Source organism: Pseudomonas lyxosi, assembly GCF_047758685.1.
Taxonomy (GTDB): domain Bacteria; phylum Pseudomonadota; class Gammaproteobacteria; order Pseudomonadales; family Pseudomonadaceae; genus Aquipseudomonas; species Aquipseudomonas lyxosi.
Window position 1 is genome coordinate 2293815 of the sequence record NZ_CP180481.1, and the last position, 12955, is coordinate 2306769.

The following is a 12955-nucleotide window of genomic DNA, read 5'->3' on the forward strand; positions in this document are numbered from 1 at the left end:
TATACGGACACTCAACAAATCAACAGCCGAAAAAGTCATTGCATAAAGACATTGATTTAGTGGAAAGTTTGCCAGCAAGTGGAGGCTTGGAGCTAAGTTACCTTATTCCATATTTCGAGCTAAAGGTTAGGTAATAGGCCAAGGTACGGCGAGTATAGATTTCATTCGTCACAAATAAATTGCTACCGCTGGCTGGGCCATCAAAACTGAATGGCCCAACCTGTTCAAATTTCAATAGTCAATGGTATCGCTATTAGCCAATGAGAATGACGGAGTCATCCTAAGCCCTAGAAGGTATCGGCTCATGCATACTTTACATGAAAATCAAACAACGATACGCCCCTCCTCATCTGATATTGTACTATATCAATCAAAGATTGATTTCAGATTGTGCTTCGACGGTGTTTGATTTCTCTTTTCCTGAGATTCGAGAAGTCTGCCACGCGGAAAGACGCTGATATAGTTGCGTCTGATGATATTCAGCATCATCAATTCCCGCACGAAGAACACTTTCCACACGAGAGGCATCTAAAGATGAGCCTCGACCAATTTCTGTGAGCAAACCACCGGTAAGAATATTGACTGCATCATGGCCTCGCACATAGTTCCAACAGTCAACGGATGGTAACTGATTAATGCGCTCCACTAGCTCTTCAGTTGTAGGGCATACGCCTTTTTTTACAGCCGCAATGATCGCTGCATCTTGATCGTACTTCCACTTCCCACTAATCATAAAGCTTTGTGGTTTAAACTTCTTAAGTGACACCTTACCGACCAGATCATTAACCGCCCTTATCCTTCCGAAGAAAGAGGCAACATCTCTTACGTAGGACCGCACATCGCACGACTGGAGGGCTTCAAACTGACGAACCTTCTTTTCATCCGAGAATTCAGCCAGCACCTTTACATAAGCGCTAGAACGCAAGAGAAGGCCCTCCAGGTCCCTCGGATCGGTCGTAATAATATTGGGGTGCCGATTATGCTCGGTCAGCAACCAATCAATATCCGCGTCTACAATCCCTAAAATTCTTTTTATCACCCGATCTGAAGCAAGCGCCGTCACTGCGCCAATTACATTGCGCTTACCTCCGCTCAAAATTAACTCAATACCTTCGGGCTTACGAGGAGATAGGAATTTTATATCTGAGGGCCCCTCTAACAGCCAATAGTAATTCTTAGCGCTTGCCTCCATCATTTTAATTTCGCTAACAACTACTCCTACACTCTTGTCCCAGTCACTCATCATCCACCTCAGCGTCAAGCGCAACCATTAGGTCGTGACGATCACCGACTATGAATGGTGAGTGGGTTGCTATAACTGCAGCGAATCCTACCTCGGCCGCTATGGAAATCAATTCTGGTAAAAACGCCTTTTGCCAGCTTACATGCAAGGAAAGCTCTGGCTCGTCAATCAACACTAATGCACCGGCTGGCACTTTGAATAGCAACTCATACATCAACACCAGTTCGTGCTGTTCTCCCGATGACAAAGCCTCAAGGGGGATCTCATCACCAGAATCTAATTGCACATACAAACCGCGTTCTCTGCTAAGTAAAACTTTTTTATTTCGGAGTTTTTTCTTTAGGCTTTCCAACAGCATAGTGACGCGAGCAGCGATAGAATCAAATCCCGCCAGTTTCTTTTCGCTGTCTCTTACATAGAGACTAAGAATGTCAATTTTACTTTGCTCGACCGAGTCTAAGCTACCTAAATCAAATGGATAGAGCGCATCGGCATCTAAAAGATTTATATCACGCAAGCCATTTAGCTTTTTCTCAAGGCCGGCAAGTCTTGACTTAAGCTCATCAACACCAAGTTGCACCGTGGTTTCCGAAAGAAAACGACGCGGAAAAGATTGATCCAGTTTCTGCGACCTCGCACCATAACTCCTAACAGCCGAAGCAATATGAGACACCAAGTCTTTGGCGCACTCTTGAACAGTTAATATTACAATATCCTTATCAGAGGGGCTTCGTTCTCGAGAAGGTCTGAATAGACGATTCGTTTCTACAAAGCGAACCATTACACTGTCCAACGCCGAGTCGATTTTCATCATCGCATGGCGACGAATTGTAGTTTTGGCATCAGGCTCAGCATCATCAAAGCTCAGTTGCCGTGAAATCCGGCTGGCACGTGACCACGGCAGCATGTTCGCGTGGTCTCTCGGTACGTACACTCGCTTGTATGTTTCAGAACCTCGCACTAATGCAATTTCCAGCTTCCGAGCTTCAATATCGTTTTCACCTTCCTTGAGTACCCGATGAATATTGAAAACGTCACCTGAACTCAACATCAAGCTAATAGATTCAAACGGTATATCCAACAACCCCTCAAAATCTTTGGCAAAAAGATATCTAATGCATTTAAGGAACGCAGTTTTTCCGACGCCGTTCGGGCCGTGCAATATAGAAATATTTTCCGGCTGATCAAATAATACTTTATGGTTGTACAGTCCGTACAGCCCATTTACCTTGAACTCTAAGAGACGCACTTCCATTTTACATCCTCAATATTTATTGTTTACATTATGCTATGGAGTATTTTTGATGCTGGGTGACTTTAATCTTATTTGTCGGTTTTATCGACCACGCATCTAATCAAATCACGTTGGCGCGCACAAGCCAAGCATCTCTTTAGCTAAATAAAAGTAAGATTCTCCGGGTACTCAAGGGGGGGCTGCGACGTTGCACTGAGGTGAAATTCTGGTTGCCCCCTGTAGCAGCTACAGGGGAACCCCGCTAACCTAACCTTATAACCCCTTTTGAGCCCACCTCATGAAATGGAAAAGCCGGAGCCTCAGGGAATTAGCGCACTTGGTTTGCGGTGATCCTGCGCAGGATGGCGTCAGCTATTTTCGTTATAGATCAAGCAGCTATTTAACGGAGTTTTTCGAAGACTGCGATTTGGATTTCGTGCATGACGGTTCGACTCGATGGTTATGGGTGGCGGACAGACTTGTCGAGGTGTTGAATCATCCGCAGGCGAGCGCGACGATTCCTCCGGATGCCTTCATAAGGATCATCCGAACTTTGCTAGAAAAAGGCGATGCTCAACCAGGCGATCCAACGCGCACAAAAGCGCTTTCAGTGCTTAATACTGTCCTCGCACGAGAAGGATGGGAGGCCTTTTATGATGAGGCAAAAACGGGTCATCTGCGTCACCTAGCAACGAACACGATCGCGCAGATCGCGAATCCTCATCGCCCTCTGACTGCCGCAGAGCTGGCGCGTAAAGAACAGCTTACAACGTACCTCAATAGTTGCTCTGAAGACGAGTTAATCGAAGACGTGTTGCTCCCATTGTTTCGCCAATTAGGATTCCACCGAGTTACCGCAACCGGCCACAAAGACAAAGCACTGGAGTATGGCAAAGACATTTGGATGAAATACACCCTGCCTACTCTTCACGTTATTTACTTCGGTATTCAGGTAAAGAAAGGCAAGCTCGACTCGTCAGGCGTCGGCAAGGCGGGTTCGGCGAATATTGCTGAGATATACAACCAAGTACACATGATGCTCGGCCATGAGATCTTCGATTCTGAGCTAAATAGGCGCGTGCTTGTCGATCACGCGTTTATAGTGGCCGGAGGCGAGATCACCAAGCAAGCAAGGAACTGGATTGGCAACAAATTAGACGCGGCGAAACGTTCTCAGATCATGTTTATGGACCGGGACGACCTCCTTAATCTCTACACTGTCACGAGCCTAGCGTTGCCCCCTCTTAGCAATCAATCTGTAGTGCTTGATCCATTTGATTTGGATATTCCATTCTAAGATTGGTTTGTTGTGCGCATCACGATCATAGTGAATCGATACGGGTGTTCTCGTTTCACTCGACTGGCTCCTTTTGGCCGATTTCTGCCTGTCGCTACCGACAGCAACGAGCAGCTCTCAGTCGATCATGGTTACTAAGCGTGCTTGGCAGATCGAATGCAAACGCCTGGTCAAGTGCAGTTCAATCGAGCGGTCAGTACCGATGTAATCAGGTGGTCAGGTGGAGTGCAATTTCGCAACAGCTACGCCGCTTCGCATTGGACGCGCATGCGCCGAAGCCGCCCGTTCGCCGAACCGAGTCGCAGTCAGTTGCTAAGTCGGCAGAGGTCCGAACGCGCGGTATGAATCGACCAGGGCATCGAAAAGCGAGATATCCGAGCGACTTCTAGCAAAGAGCTGGGCACCGACAATAGCTGCGAAAATTGCACGTGCTCTAGATTCACTCTCACTTGATTCGCACAACTTCGCAGCCAATAGAAGCTTGCTTAACCATGCAATGTTGACATCAGCAAAGGTCTGAATTTCTTGCGTCATTTCAATGGGTAAAGTATCGGTTTCAGCGCCCATGAAACTGCCCAGGCAGAGACGATTGTCGGCCTCAAGTGATCGGCGGAAAATTTCAGGAAAGCGACGCAGAGCGTCAATCGGAGACGCACTTTCTGATTCGATCATTTCGAGCGCGAGCGCACCGTCCTCCCAATAGCGTTTGGCAACGGCAATACCCAGATCGGCTTTGCTTGGAAAATGGTAGTAAATGCTCGCCGCTTTGATACCTACATCTTGCGCAAGGTCGCGGAAATTCAAACCATTGTAGCCCTGCGATTGGGCAATTTTCTTGGCCGCCAACAGGATGGCTTCCTTGGAGTTGACGCTCATCTTGGTGCCTTTCGTCTTGGGACGATCTCTTAAATAGGGAAAGCTAATTTACAGCAAAGGCCTACCGTGTGACAGGTAGATTGTCAGTGAGAGCAGTGAGTTCAATGCGACTTGGGTGCTCAGGCAGAAGCCGTTCCATCATGGTTTAGCAAGCGGCACCGCCAGCCGACACTAGCGAGATCACTACGGTCACCGAGAAAGCTAGGGGTGTGGCGATCTCGGCGTACCGGAGTTTCCATTGAGAAGCTGTTACTGGGCTGGCGAATCCAGCTCAGGAATGCCGCTGTTGTGATCAGCGTAGGCAGCCTGGAAGCTTGGACGTTTTGTCCAGCGCTGCCAGTACGCATCTAGGAACTCAAAACGCTCGTCCAGTGGAGTGGCATTGACCGGGAATTTCGAGAAGGCGATCGCGGTTGCCAGGGTAATGTCCGAGAAGGTCGGGGCATCTCCGCCGAGCAGCCATTCGCGGCCGTCTGACAGATGACGATTGACCAGTGCAGCGTGAGCCAAAGCTTCCTTCCGGCAGTGTTCGCCCCAAGCCTCATTCTTGGTCAGTTCTAGCTTGAAGCCGAGTCCGGTGTGCAACACGTGGAACGCTGTAACGATGCGGTACAGGATGTGCACCCACACCCGGTTATCCCACATGTTATCCAGACCCTGTTCCAGTGCGGTCTCTCCCATGATCTTGCGACCAGGATACTCTTGGTCAAGATAACGAACGATGGCAGCCGTTTCGGAAATGTAGCTACCGTCAGCCAGTTGGAGGGTGGGAGTTTCGCCCCACGGGTTCATATTCAAATGACGCCAGCCACGCTGTTCGCCTACAGGGGACATGTCATAGATGGTCTCGGCAAATTGGTCAGCGATGCCTTTTTCGTGCATGAACAGACGCAGACGCTGTGGGTTCGGAAAGGCCGAAGGCGAAGTGAAAAGCTGAAGTTTAGTAGTCATGGTCGATCCTACAGGTTGGTGGTTGAGCTACCTAACTAACGTTAGGTAGACAAATCTTAGCGGACGATTCGATGCGCGTCAACACCTATCTAACGATCGTTAGGTAAATTTTTTTATGGGGGGGTTCTGGCTGCATTGGTTCGATTGAGGTGAATCGCTCGCTTCAGCGGGAAAGGGCGCGCAACCTAACATCGGTCGCGAGGCTCACTCGCTTTATCCCAGCTGCGTAAGTGCATGGACTTGACCACCCACCGCAATCGTCAACAAGGGCACCTTGCTCACGCCGTCGCCCTAAGATGAATTCGTCAAGACGTGTCTACCGGACGGTTATCTATTTGAGTCATTTTCGATGATTATTCGACAGTCAGCTATTGGCCGCTTTTTGCCGTTGCCGCGTGTGCTTCGAGCAGGTTTATCAGCAAGAGGATATCCGCGCTGGAGATAGATGACGGCGGACAAGTGTGCCTGGAAGGCTGCCTACTCACGATTCGAGCGATCCATCAGCAATTGCCGGCCGTTGCCTGATCGCTTCCAGATCAGCAGAGCGGTGAGTCGATAGTAATACCGGGTGGCGTCGGAATGGTCTTTCAGGTGCTGAGTGAGAAACCAGCGCACATGCTTGAGCTGCCAGGTCCAGGGATTGTCTCGCTGCCATCGCTGTTGAATGGCCGCTTGCATGATTCGGGCTTGCCGTAGGTGTCGTTGCTGCGTGACCTGCGAGCCGGTCAGTACGCCGCTCAGGAACAGCGCTATATCGAATGGTTTGGTCACTCTCGACCTCCAATGTAGGCCGAAACCACATCGATCCGGTTATGCCCGAGCTCTAGGCTGATTTGTTGGCGCGCCTGTTGATCAAGGTCGCGGTCAATGCGATAGCAGTGGCCACCATTGACTGGTGCGGCGTGCCCCGTGAGCTGTTCGTAGCGCTCGCAGGCGTAGGCTGCTCGCAGTTCATGGAAACCCTTCAGCCCTTGTTCATGCAGCGTTTCTCGGGCGGGGAGCAGGGTCTGTTGCAGAAACGCGGAGTAGCTTTCGTCGCGGGCCAGTAAGTTGCGGCTGCGGGGCGGCGATGCCTTACGAGCAAACTGCAGCGCCGCCTTCACCTCTTCATTTACCGCGACCCATCGCGGCGCTGATGCGCCTGAGCGGCCGCCTTTGGTGCCGTCCTGGATGTTGATGCGGCCTAAGTGTTCGGCTTCGCGGTGCAAGCGTGGCAGGTCGGCCAGGATCGCTTCGCGCAGGCGCATGCCGGTTGTTCGGGCCAACAGGACAATCGCGGCCACCCGCTCGTGTTGCTGTTCGCCAAGCGCCTCGAGTACTCGCCGCACCTGTTGGTGGTCTTGGCCATCCGGCGCACGGGTGCGTACGCTCGAGCGCTGTTGTCCCAACGCCTGACTCGGGCTGGCGATCCTCACTTCCTGATCACCGCGCAGCGCCGCGAGGGCACGGTTGACGCTGCTCAGGCGGTTCTGCGCGGTCGCGATGCAGAGTTCACCTTGCTGGATCTGCTGGCGCAGGTAAGCAGCGTAGTCTTGCAGCGTCCGTCGATCGATCTGGCGCGCATCGTTGTAACCGGGACCGTCCTCTGACCGACACCAACGCACGAACGCTTGCCAGCGATCGCTATGAGCTTTGACCGTGGCAAAGTGGCCGCCGCCAAACAAATCCTTTAGCGCTTGTGGGCCGGCGTAGCTCAGTTGGCGGCCATAGCCAAAGTTGCGACCATCACGCCGACCGACCAGGGCCATCGTCTTCACCGTTTTCGTTTGTTTGCAGAAAGAGCAGTAGGGCTTTCCAGTGGGGGCTGAGCCTGGCCAGCTGCTGCCAGTGTGTCGGGCGAATCAGGAAGGAGTTCCCGTGGTGTTGCAGCAGCGCCCCTTCCTCACGCAGTTGCTTTATCAGCAGAGTGATGTGGGCAGGTTCCAGGGGTGGTGTGGCGACAGCGGCGACAGTGGCGACAACCCGCGTCGTTTCTGGCCTGGCGCGTGGCGACAGGGTGGCGACTGAGGCGGCGACACACCGCGATTCTGGCTGCGGTTGATGTTGCGTCTGGTAGCGGCGCACCGCGTCATTGAGGCGAAACATGGCGAACCTCGAAAGTTTTTCCGTCGCGGCTGGTCAGCCAGCGATGAGTGATCAGCACGACCAATAAAGAGGCGGTATGGTCAGCGCTCTTACGGGCAAAACGAGGGCCGTTGCGATTGACGTCGCGAATGGTGAAGTGAGTCCAGCCTTTCTGTACCAGCCAGCGCAGCAGTCGATCCGCCTCTTCGCATCGGCTATTGACCGGCTCCTGTTCGGTCAGGCGCTGGATCTCGGCCAGGTAGTAATCCATCAGCGTGGAGGCGCGCTGTATGTGTGCTTCTTCCAACGCACTGGCCTCTTCCACCATGGCCAGCACACCTGCGATGCGCAGTACATTCGCCGCGGCTTTGCCTGCGACAGGCTGGACGCCGGCTAGCTCACCGAACTCGCCAGACTGGCACTCGATAGTGTCGTGAATATCAATCCAGGCACGCCGGGCACGGGCAGTCAGCTCCAGCGTGGCGGGATTGAGTGAGCCATCCTGGTGAAGCGACCAGGGCTGTTGCAGCAGGGCGGTGATCCGCTGTTGGTAGCGCTGGACCTTGGCATCTCGGGTCAGGTCGATCGCCTTGTAAAGTCGTTGGCCGGCCAGGCGCTCGGGCCAACTGATCAGGCAACGCCCGAGGATGCCTTGGCCATTGATCACCGGGTCTTTGAACAGTTGGTTGGCCAGGTAGGGCTGCAGCATCAGATGCAGGCTAAGACGGCGGTCATAGGCGCGCAGGCTTTCTCCGGCCATGGAGCGCGCCCGGTCGATGGGGCTGCCATCCCACAGTGTCGACAAGGTGGTGATCGCCTTGAGCAGGTTTTCTTTGCTCATGGTGGTGCTGCCCAAGAACTGGCCACCTTCATCATTGAATAAGCCCATGCTGGGCAAGCCCTGGCATAGACTTTTGACCAGGGCCTCAATGGTGGGCTCGGCAATGATCAGTCTCGGTGGTACCGGCTCGGACAGCTCACCGCCTTTTGCCTCAGCACGCTTTGTTGAGGTTTTGGGTTTGGCCATGATGGTGGTAGCGGCGCGATAGGTTTTGAGCTTTTCCGCATACAGGGCCCACTGCTGCCGTTCCCAGTCGCGCGCCGCCTTCAGTGCCAGATGGTCCACCGCGCTTTTGCGATCACCCGAGGACGCCACCGTCAGTAGGTAGAGGGACAGCGGATAGGTTCGGCCGTCGAGTTGTACATTGGCATGACCCTGGCTCACTAGGGCAGCAGTAGCCAGCACCGATTGTGCAGCCATGGCGTAGGGTACGCCGATCACCTCGGCCAGTCGTTCGACCGCAGGGCCCAACAGATTCCCGAGTGCTTCGACCGGGTACGGCAGTGGCGTCTGCTGGTATTCCAGCAATGGTTGTGGTGGCTCGAACGCTTCGCACAGTTGCATCGCAATTCTCCTGAGATTATCGACTTCGCCCTCGCTCATCCCGCCACGGTTGTTGAGTGTTATCAGGGATCAAGGCCCCTGCGACCTGTGAGGGTTGTCCACTAACGCGGGACTGACGGCTCTTTACGACCGGGAGCTTGGGCATCTCATGATCTGGCCTCCTGAACACCGATAGCGGTGGGCGGGTGGAGGCTGCACTGGCTGACGAGACCAGCGCCGCGAGATCCTGAGTCGGGTGAAGGCAGTGATGCGATGACCGGGGCATGCCTGACTGTCAGTCAGGTGCAGTCCATTCCCTGGGCTGCGGCACCATCATCTGCATCGCTATTGCTGGTGACTTCGGTATTTGTCACGCCGATTGTCACGAGGGGAAATGCCGCAAAGCCTTGTACGAGTTGGGCTGCAGCAGCGGTAGGAGCGCCCGTCTCTTTAGGGGGCAAAGAGACGGGCAAAAGGTTGGCGCAAGAAATGGCCACGCGGATAAGTTGCTGCAGATCAGCCAAGAGGGGGCATGAGTTGCCGCAGTGGGCATTCTGGAAGAAGTGGCATCCATCACATCGCTGTGACCGTGCGAGCCGCCGGACGCTAATCGCACTTAGGGGGAACCACCACGATGTGGCGTAGCCTCAAAGGTTCTGGCTACCTGGGTGCTGTCGAGGACAGCGCTTGTACGGTTCTGGTTTAGCGCTCGTTCTGCTTGCGGTCAACAGCATTTTGGGGGTCACTTTTGCGCCAATCGGTAGCGCTGGAAGACCTTGGAGCCCGGTGGTTTTCCATGGGCGGGTGGTCGTTCGTCGGTTTTTAATGTGAGCCCATGCGAGTGGGAATGCGGAGCCTTCCCGCTCGCGTGGGCTTAGCCGAGAAAGTCCCAAGAGAGAGGCTTACAGCGGCGACAGTCGCCACCTCTGTCGCCATGCTGCAGACCAGGTATTACACGGGTTGTCGCCAGTGTCGCCGCTGTCGCCAAATCAACCATCACTCCATCTGGGGAGTCATTTTCGGTTACCGGCGGCGTTCGGTGAGCGCTCACCGTATCGGCACGACATTGCAGTTCCTGGTGTCATTGATGGCAGCTGCCGACAGACTACCCGTTGCTGCTTTTTGGATGTGCTCACTCCACCAAGCCATCATCGGACGCCGACGCTCAATGTAGTCAGCTCGGTTGTAAGCGCTTCGGACTTCGTCCTTGTCGACATGCGCCAGCGCGACTTCGATCAGCTCCGGATCCCACCCATGCTCGTTCAGGATGGTGCTGGCCATGGAGCGCATGCCGTGGCTGACCAAGCGGTCCTGGAAGCCCATGCGTTTCAACGCCATGTTGGCAGTCTGACTGTTGGCGTGGGTGCGCGGGTTTCTATCTGCCGGGAACACGTATTCCCTGTGGCCGCTGTGGGGCTTGAGCGTCTCTAGTAAGGCGAGTGCCTGTTCGGTCAGCGGGATGGTGTGCGGACGACGCTTTTTCATGCGCTCCGGCGGGATGGTCCAGATGCGTTTGTCGAAGTCGATGTCTGCCCACCGGGTGGTAGCCGCTTCGGCAGGACGGGTCATGGTGTGCAGTTGCCATTCGATCAGGCAGCGGGTGATCCGCTTGATGCTGGCGTTCGCGATTTCGATCATGAGCTCGGAAAGCTCATCGGGTCGTAGCGCGGCCATGTTCTGTTTCTTGGGTTTCTTGAACACTGCGCGAATGCCGCTGAGAGGGTTCGCAAAGATCAGTCCTGAATTGACCCCGTAGGTCATGATCTCGTTGAGCCGTTGGCTCAATCGCTTCACTGTCTCGAGGCTGCCTTTGGCCTCGATTGGGCGAAGCAGTTCGATGACCATCGGTGCGCTGATTTTTGAGAGCGGCGTTGTTTTCAGGTCTGGAAATACATGCAGCGTGAGCGAGCGCCAAATGTCTTCGGCGTACGCCGGCGTGACGGAGTCCTTCTTCAGCTCGAACCAGGCGGTGGCCACGTTCTCGAACGTATGTTCCGTCTCTGCTCGTTTGGCTTCGTCCTGTGCATTGCGTTGCACCTTGGGATCAATGCCTTGTGCAAGCAGCTCGCGCGCTTCCACCACTTTTTTCCTGGCGTTCGCTAGTGAGAGCTCTGGGTACGTGCCCAGCCCCATATTGATGCGATTTTTGGTTACCGGCTCGCGGTAGTTGAAGTTCCACAGCATCGAGCCGTTGCTCCTGACTCGGAGCTGGAGGCCGTCACCATCGCTGAGGACGTAATCCTTGTCTTTTGCCTTGACTGCCTTGAGCTGGCGGTCGGAAAGGCGAAGGGCTGGAGCAGGCATGAGAGCTACCTCTGACACCGTTTTGGTATTCCAAAAAATAGCACCGGATGGCTTGGAATACCATTTGGAATACCCAAACGGCTGGAACTCAAAAACCCTCTGCGGAGCCAAGTAGCGCTTAAACCCTTGATTTTTCTGGATTTCAGGCACAAAAAAAGACGTCCGTGGACGTCTTTAGATGATGAAGTGGTGGAGCCGGGGGGATTTGAACCCCCGTCCGCCAGTACTCCGCTGTCGGTACTACATGCGTAGCCGTGTCTATTAAGTTAACCCTCAGCGACCCGACGGGCAGGGTGCTTTGGGCGAGTTGTGTAAGTTTTAGCCGCTTCGTCCACAACGTACTGCACGGCGATTCTGTTCTATATGACAATCACTTTGGGTTTACAGACATCCCCTGATGATTGCTGGACCCGAAGGTACCAGGAGGGAAGGGCTAAGGCTGCTTACGCAGCGAGAGCGTATTCCCCGTAGGTTTCGTCATTGGCAACTATAGAAAGTTGCAACAGTGGATTTACGAGTTCTGTTACCAACTCGGCATGCACCTAAAGTTTCGCAACCGGCGTCGAATCCTAAACGGCCCCGAGCCTGTTGCTCTGTGAATCAAAGTGAGCAACAAGCCTGCGCAGTGTACGTCAACACGCGTGAGAAGGCCAACCCGAAGGTTGGCCACCACAGATTATGGGGTGGTTTGGTTGCGCTGTTGGTCAGCGAGTGACATTGCCTGGGTGGCCTCGGTGACGCATTTTTTGTCGTCCCCGGAAGCTTTGGACGCTTTGGCGCTGGACATCAGTCTTTTGATCTCCATTGTGGTGTTGTTGGCGCTCGCCGGCAGTGAATTCACTTTGCTTTCGAGCTCTTGCAGCTTGCTCGTACAAAGGTCGTTGTCCGCAGCAAATACGGGAGAGGCCAACATTGCAGCAGAAATGAAAAGACCAGCGAGTGCGGTACGTTTCATGGATATCTCCTTGAACTGATGGTCTCGGTGCTGCCGTATGAGCGGGCGGCTCGGCCGAGGTCGGAAAATAAGCCACGATTGATGGGGGCCTACTTAAAAGACTACGGAGCGGCGCAGGAATTCGGTTTTAACAGAAAGGCTATGAAAAAATTGTTTGCTAGAAGCAATGGCATTAAAAGCGGGCGCACTCGCTTCTTTTCGCTGGTGGCCTCTTCCACATGGCCAACCCCCAGATGCAACAAAACCCGCAATTGGCGGGTTTTGGTTTGCTTCATATTGGGTGGCACCGGAGGGCCACAAGCCCAACCCGAAGGTTGGCCTTGTGCTGGATTACTTCCCGCCTTTGTTCGCGTTCTTGAGTTGCTGGATAGTTTGTTCGGTCTCGGCGATGCAGTCATCAGTCCCTTCCTTGGTGCCTTTTGCCTGATCGGCTTTGGCTTTCGTGACGCTTTCCATTACCTGATCAGTCATCTCCGGAGGAGTCTGTGTCTTGGCATTTTCGATGGTTTTCAAGTTGACCGCACAGAGGTCTTCGGCGGCAAACGAGGTGGACGCCATCAGCGAGACAGTAACGAACAGACCTAACAGTACAGAACGTTTCATGAGTATCTCCTTGAACTGAGGGTCCAGGCATCGCTGGCCGTCAG

Annotated in this window: 12 protein-coding genes and 1 other RNA gene; 1 reads left to right on the top strand and 12 read right to left on the bottom strand. The window is 53.8% G+C overall.

What is annotated here, in order from left to right; all coding sequences use genetic code 11:
- Positions 1 to 370 precede the first annotated feature (370 nt).
- Together ACMXYI_RS10610 and ACMXYI_RS10615 are read right to left on the bottom strand one after the other, a co-directional pair.
- On the bottom strand, positions 371 to 1243 hold the full coding sequence (locus tag ACMXYI_RS10610) for a DUF4435 domain-containing protein (RefSeq protein WP_415773183.1): 873 nt from the start codon (positions 1241 to 1243) through the stop codon (positions 371 to 373).
- Positions 1236 to 2498 (bottom strand): AAA family ATPase, encoded by a 1263-nt coding sequence (locus ACMXYI_RS10615; protein ID WP_415773184.1) that lies wholly within the window; start codon positions 2496 to 2498, stop codon positions 1236 to 1238. Before ACMXYI_RS10615 ends, ACMXYI_RS10610 begins: the two co-directional genes overlap by 8 nt.
- A gap of 277 nt (positions 2499 to 2775) precedes the next feature.
- Between ACMXYI_RS10615 and ACMXYI_RS10620 the strand changes: the two genes are divergently transcribed.
- The gene (locus tag ACMXYI_RS10620; protein ID WP_415773185.1) at positions 2776 to 3774 is read left to right on the top strand and encodes a hypothetical protein; all 999 of its coding nucleotides are present in this window, start codon (positions 2776 to 2778) and stop codon (positions 3772 to 3774) included.
- A 312-nt stretch (positions 3775 to 4086) separates the two neighbouring features.
- Here the strand turns inward: ACMXYI_RS10620 and ACMXYI_RS10625 are convergent, their stop codons facing one another.
- The 10 genes from ACMXYI_RS10625 to ACMXYI_RS10670 all read right to left on the bottom strand — a co-directional run bounded on the left by ACMXYI_RS10625 (position 4087) and on the right by ACMXYI_RS10670 (position 12911).
- Positions 4087 to 4650, bottom strand: coding sequence for a TetR/AcrR family transcriptional regulator (locus tag ACMXYI_RS10625; RefSeq protein WP_218429190.1), 564 nt, complete (start codon positions 4648 to 4650; stop codon positions 4087 to 4089).
- Positions 4651 to 4899: 249 nt separating this feature from the next.
- Positions 4900 to 5601 (bottom strand): glutathione S-transferase family protein, encoded by a 702-nt coding sequence (locus ACMXYI_RS10630; protein ID WP_076030804.1) that lies wholly within the window; start codon positions 5599 to 5601, stop codon positions 4900 to 4902.
- A gap of 477 nt (positions 5602 to 6078) precedes the next feature.
- Positions 6079 to 6372 (bottom strand): hypothetical protein, encoded by a 294-nt coding sequence (locus tag ACMXYI_RS10635; RefSeq protein ID WP_223542513.1) that lies wholly within the window; start codon positions 6370 to 6372, stop codon positions 6079 to 6081.
- Complete coding sequence (locus tag ACMXYI_RS10640) at positions 6369 to 7349, bottom strand: integrase domain-containing protein (RefSeq protein ID WP_223542512.1); 981 nt, start codon at positions 7347 to 7349, stop codon at positions 6369 to 6371. Before ACMXYI_RS10640 ends, ACMXYI_RS10635 begins: the two co-directional genes overlap by 4 nt.
- Positions 7327 to 7686 carry a hypothetical protein gene (locus tag ACMXYI_RS10645; RefSeq protein WP_415773186.1) on the bottom strand — a complete coding sequence of 120 codons (360 nt, stop codon included), beginning with the start codon at positions 7684 to 7686 and terminating at the stop codon, positions 7327 to 7329. The genes ACMXYI_RS10640 and ACMXYI_RS10645 overlap by 23 nt, the downstream gene beginning before the upstream one ends.
- A complete protein-coding gene (locus tag ACMXYI_RS10650; RefSeq protein WP_415773187.1) occupies positions 7670 to 9070 on the bottom strand; it encodes a YfjI family protein in 1401 nt (466 codons plus the stop codon). The genes ACMXYI_RS10645 and ACMXYI_RS10650 overlap by 17 nt, the downstream gene beginning before the upstream one ends.
- Positions 9071 to 10096: 1026 nt before the next feature.
- Positions 10097 to 11353 carry an integrase domain-containing protein gene (locus ACMXYI_RS10655; RefSeq protein ID WP_046031904.1) on the bottom strand — a complete coding sequence of 419 codons (1257 nt, stop codon included), beginning with the start codon at positions 11351 to 11353 and terminating at the stop codon, positions 10097 to 10099.
- A gap of 187 nt (positions 11354 to 11540) precedes the next feature.
- Positions 11541 to 11934, bottom strand: a transfer-messenger RNA (tmRNA) gene (gene ssrA, locus ACMXYI_RS10660).
- A gap of 95 nt (positions 11935 to 12029) precedes the next feature.
- Positions 12030 to 12308 (bottom strand): hypothetical protein, encoded by a 279-nt coding sequence (locus tag ACMXYI_RS10665; RefSeq protein ID WP_415773188.1) that lies wholly within the window; start codon positions 12306 to 12308, stop codon positions 12030 to 12032.
- A gap of 330 nt (positions 12309 to 12638) precedes the next feature.
- Positions 12639 to 12911 carry a hypothetical protein gene (locus ACMXYI_RS10670; protein WP_415773189.1) on the bottom strand — a complete coding sequence of 91 codons (273 nt, stop codon included), beginning with the start codon at positions 12909 to 12911 and terminating at the stop codon, positions 12639 to 12641.
- Positions 12912 to 12955: the final 44 nt, after the last annotated feature.

What these genes read in the sequence shown, in the direction of transcription:
- ACMXYI_RS10640 (WP_223542512.1), bottom strand. Translation starts at nt 7,349, where the DNA reads ATGGCCCTGGTCGGTCGGCGTGATGGTCGCAACTTTGGCTATGGCCGC.
- ACMXYI_RS10620 (WP_415773185.1), top strand. Translation starts at nt 2,776, where the DNA reads ATGAAATGGAAAAGCCGGAGCCTCAGGGAATTAGCGCACTTGGTTTGC.
- ACMXYI_RS10670 (WP_415773189.1), bottom strand. Translation starts at nt 12,911, where the DNA reads ATGAAACGTTCTGTACTGTTAGGTCTGTTCGTTACTGTCTCGCTGATG.
- ACMXYI_RS10615 (WP_415773184.1), bottom strand. Translation starts at nt 2,498, where the DNA reads ATGGAAGTGCGTCTCTTAGAGTTCAAGGTAAATGGGCTGTACGGACTG.
- ACMXYI_RS10665 (WP_415773188.1), bottom strand. Translation starts at nt 12,308, where the DNA reads ATGAAACGTACCGCACTCGCTGGTCTTTTCATTTCTGCTGCAATGTTG.
- ACMXYI_RS10625 (WP_218429190.1), bottom strand. Translation starts at nt 4,650, where the DNA reads ATGAGCGTCAACTCCAAGGAAGCCATCCTGTTGGCGGCCAAGAAAATT.
- ACMXYI_RS10655 (WP_046031904.1), bottom strand. Translation starts at nt 11,353, where the DNA reads ATGCCTGCTCCAGCCCTTCGCCTTTCCGACCGCCAGCTCAAGGCAGTC.
- ACMXYI_RS10645 (WP_415773186.1), bottom strand. Translation starts at nt 7,686, where the DNA reads ATGTTTCGCCTCAATGACGCGGTGCGCCGCTACCAGACGCAACATCAA.
- ACMXYI_RS10610 (WP_415773183.1), bottom strand. Translation starts at nt 1,243, where the DNA reads ATGAGTGACTGGGACAAGAGTGTAGGAGTAGTTGTTAGCGAAATTAAA.
- ACMXYI_RS10630 (WP_076030804.1), bottom strand. Translation starts at nt 5,601, where the DNA reads ATGACTACTAAACTTCAGCTTTTCACTTCGCCTTCGGCCTTTCCGAAC.
- ACMXYI_RS10650 (WP_415773187.1), bottom strand. Translation starts at nt 9,070, where the DNA reads ATGCAACTGTGCGAAGCGTTCGAGCCACCACAACCATTGCTGGAATAC.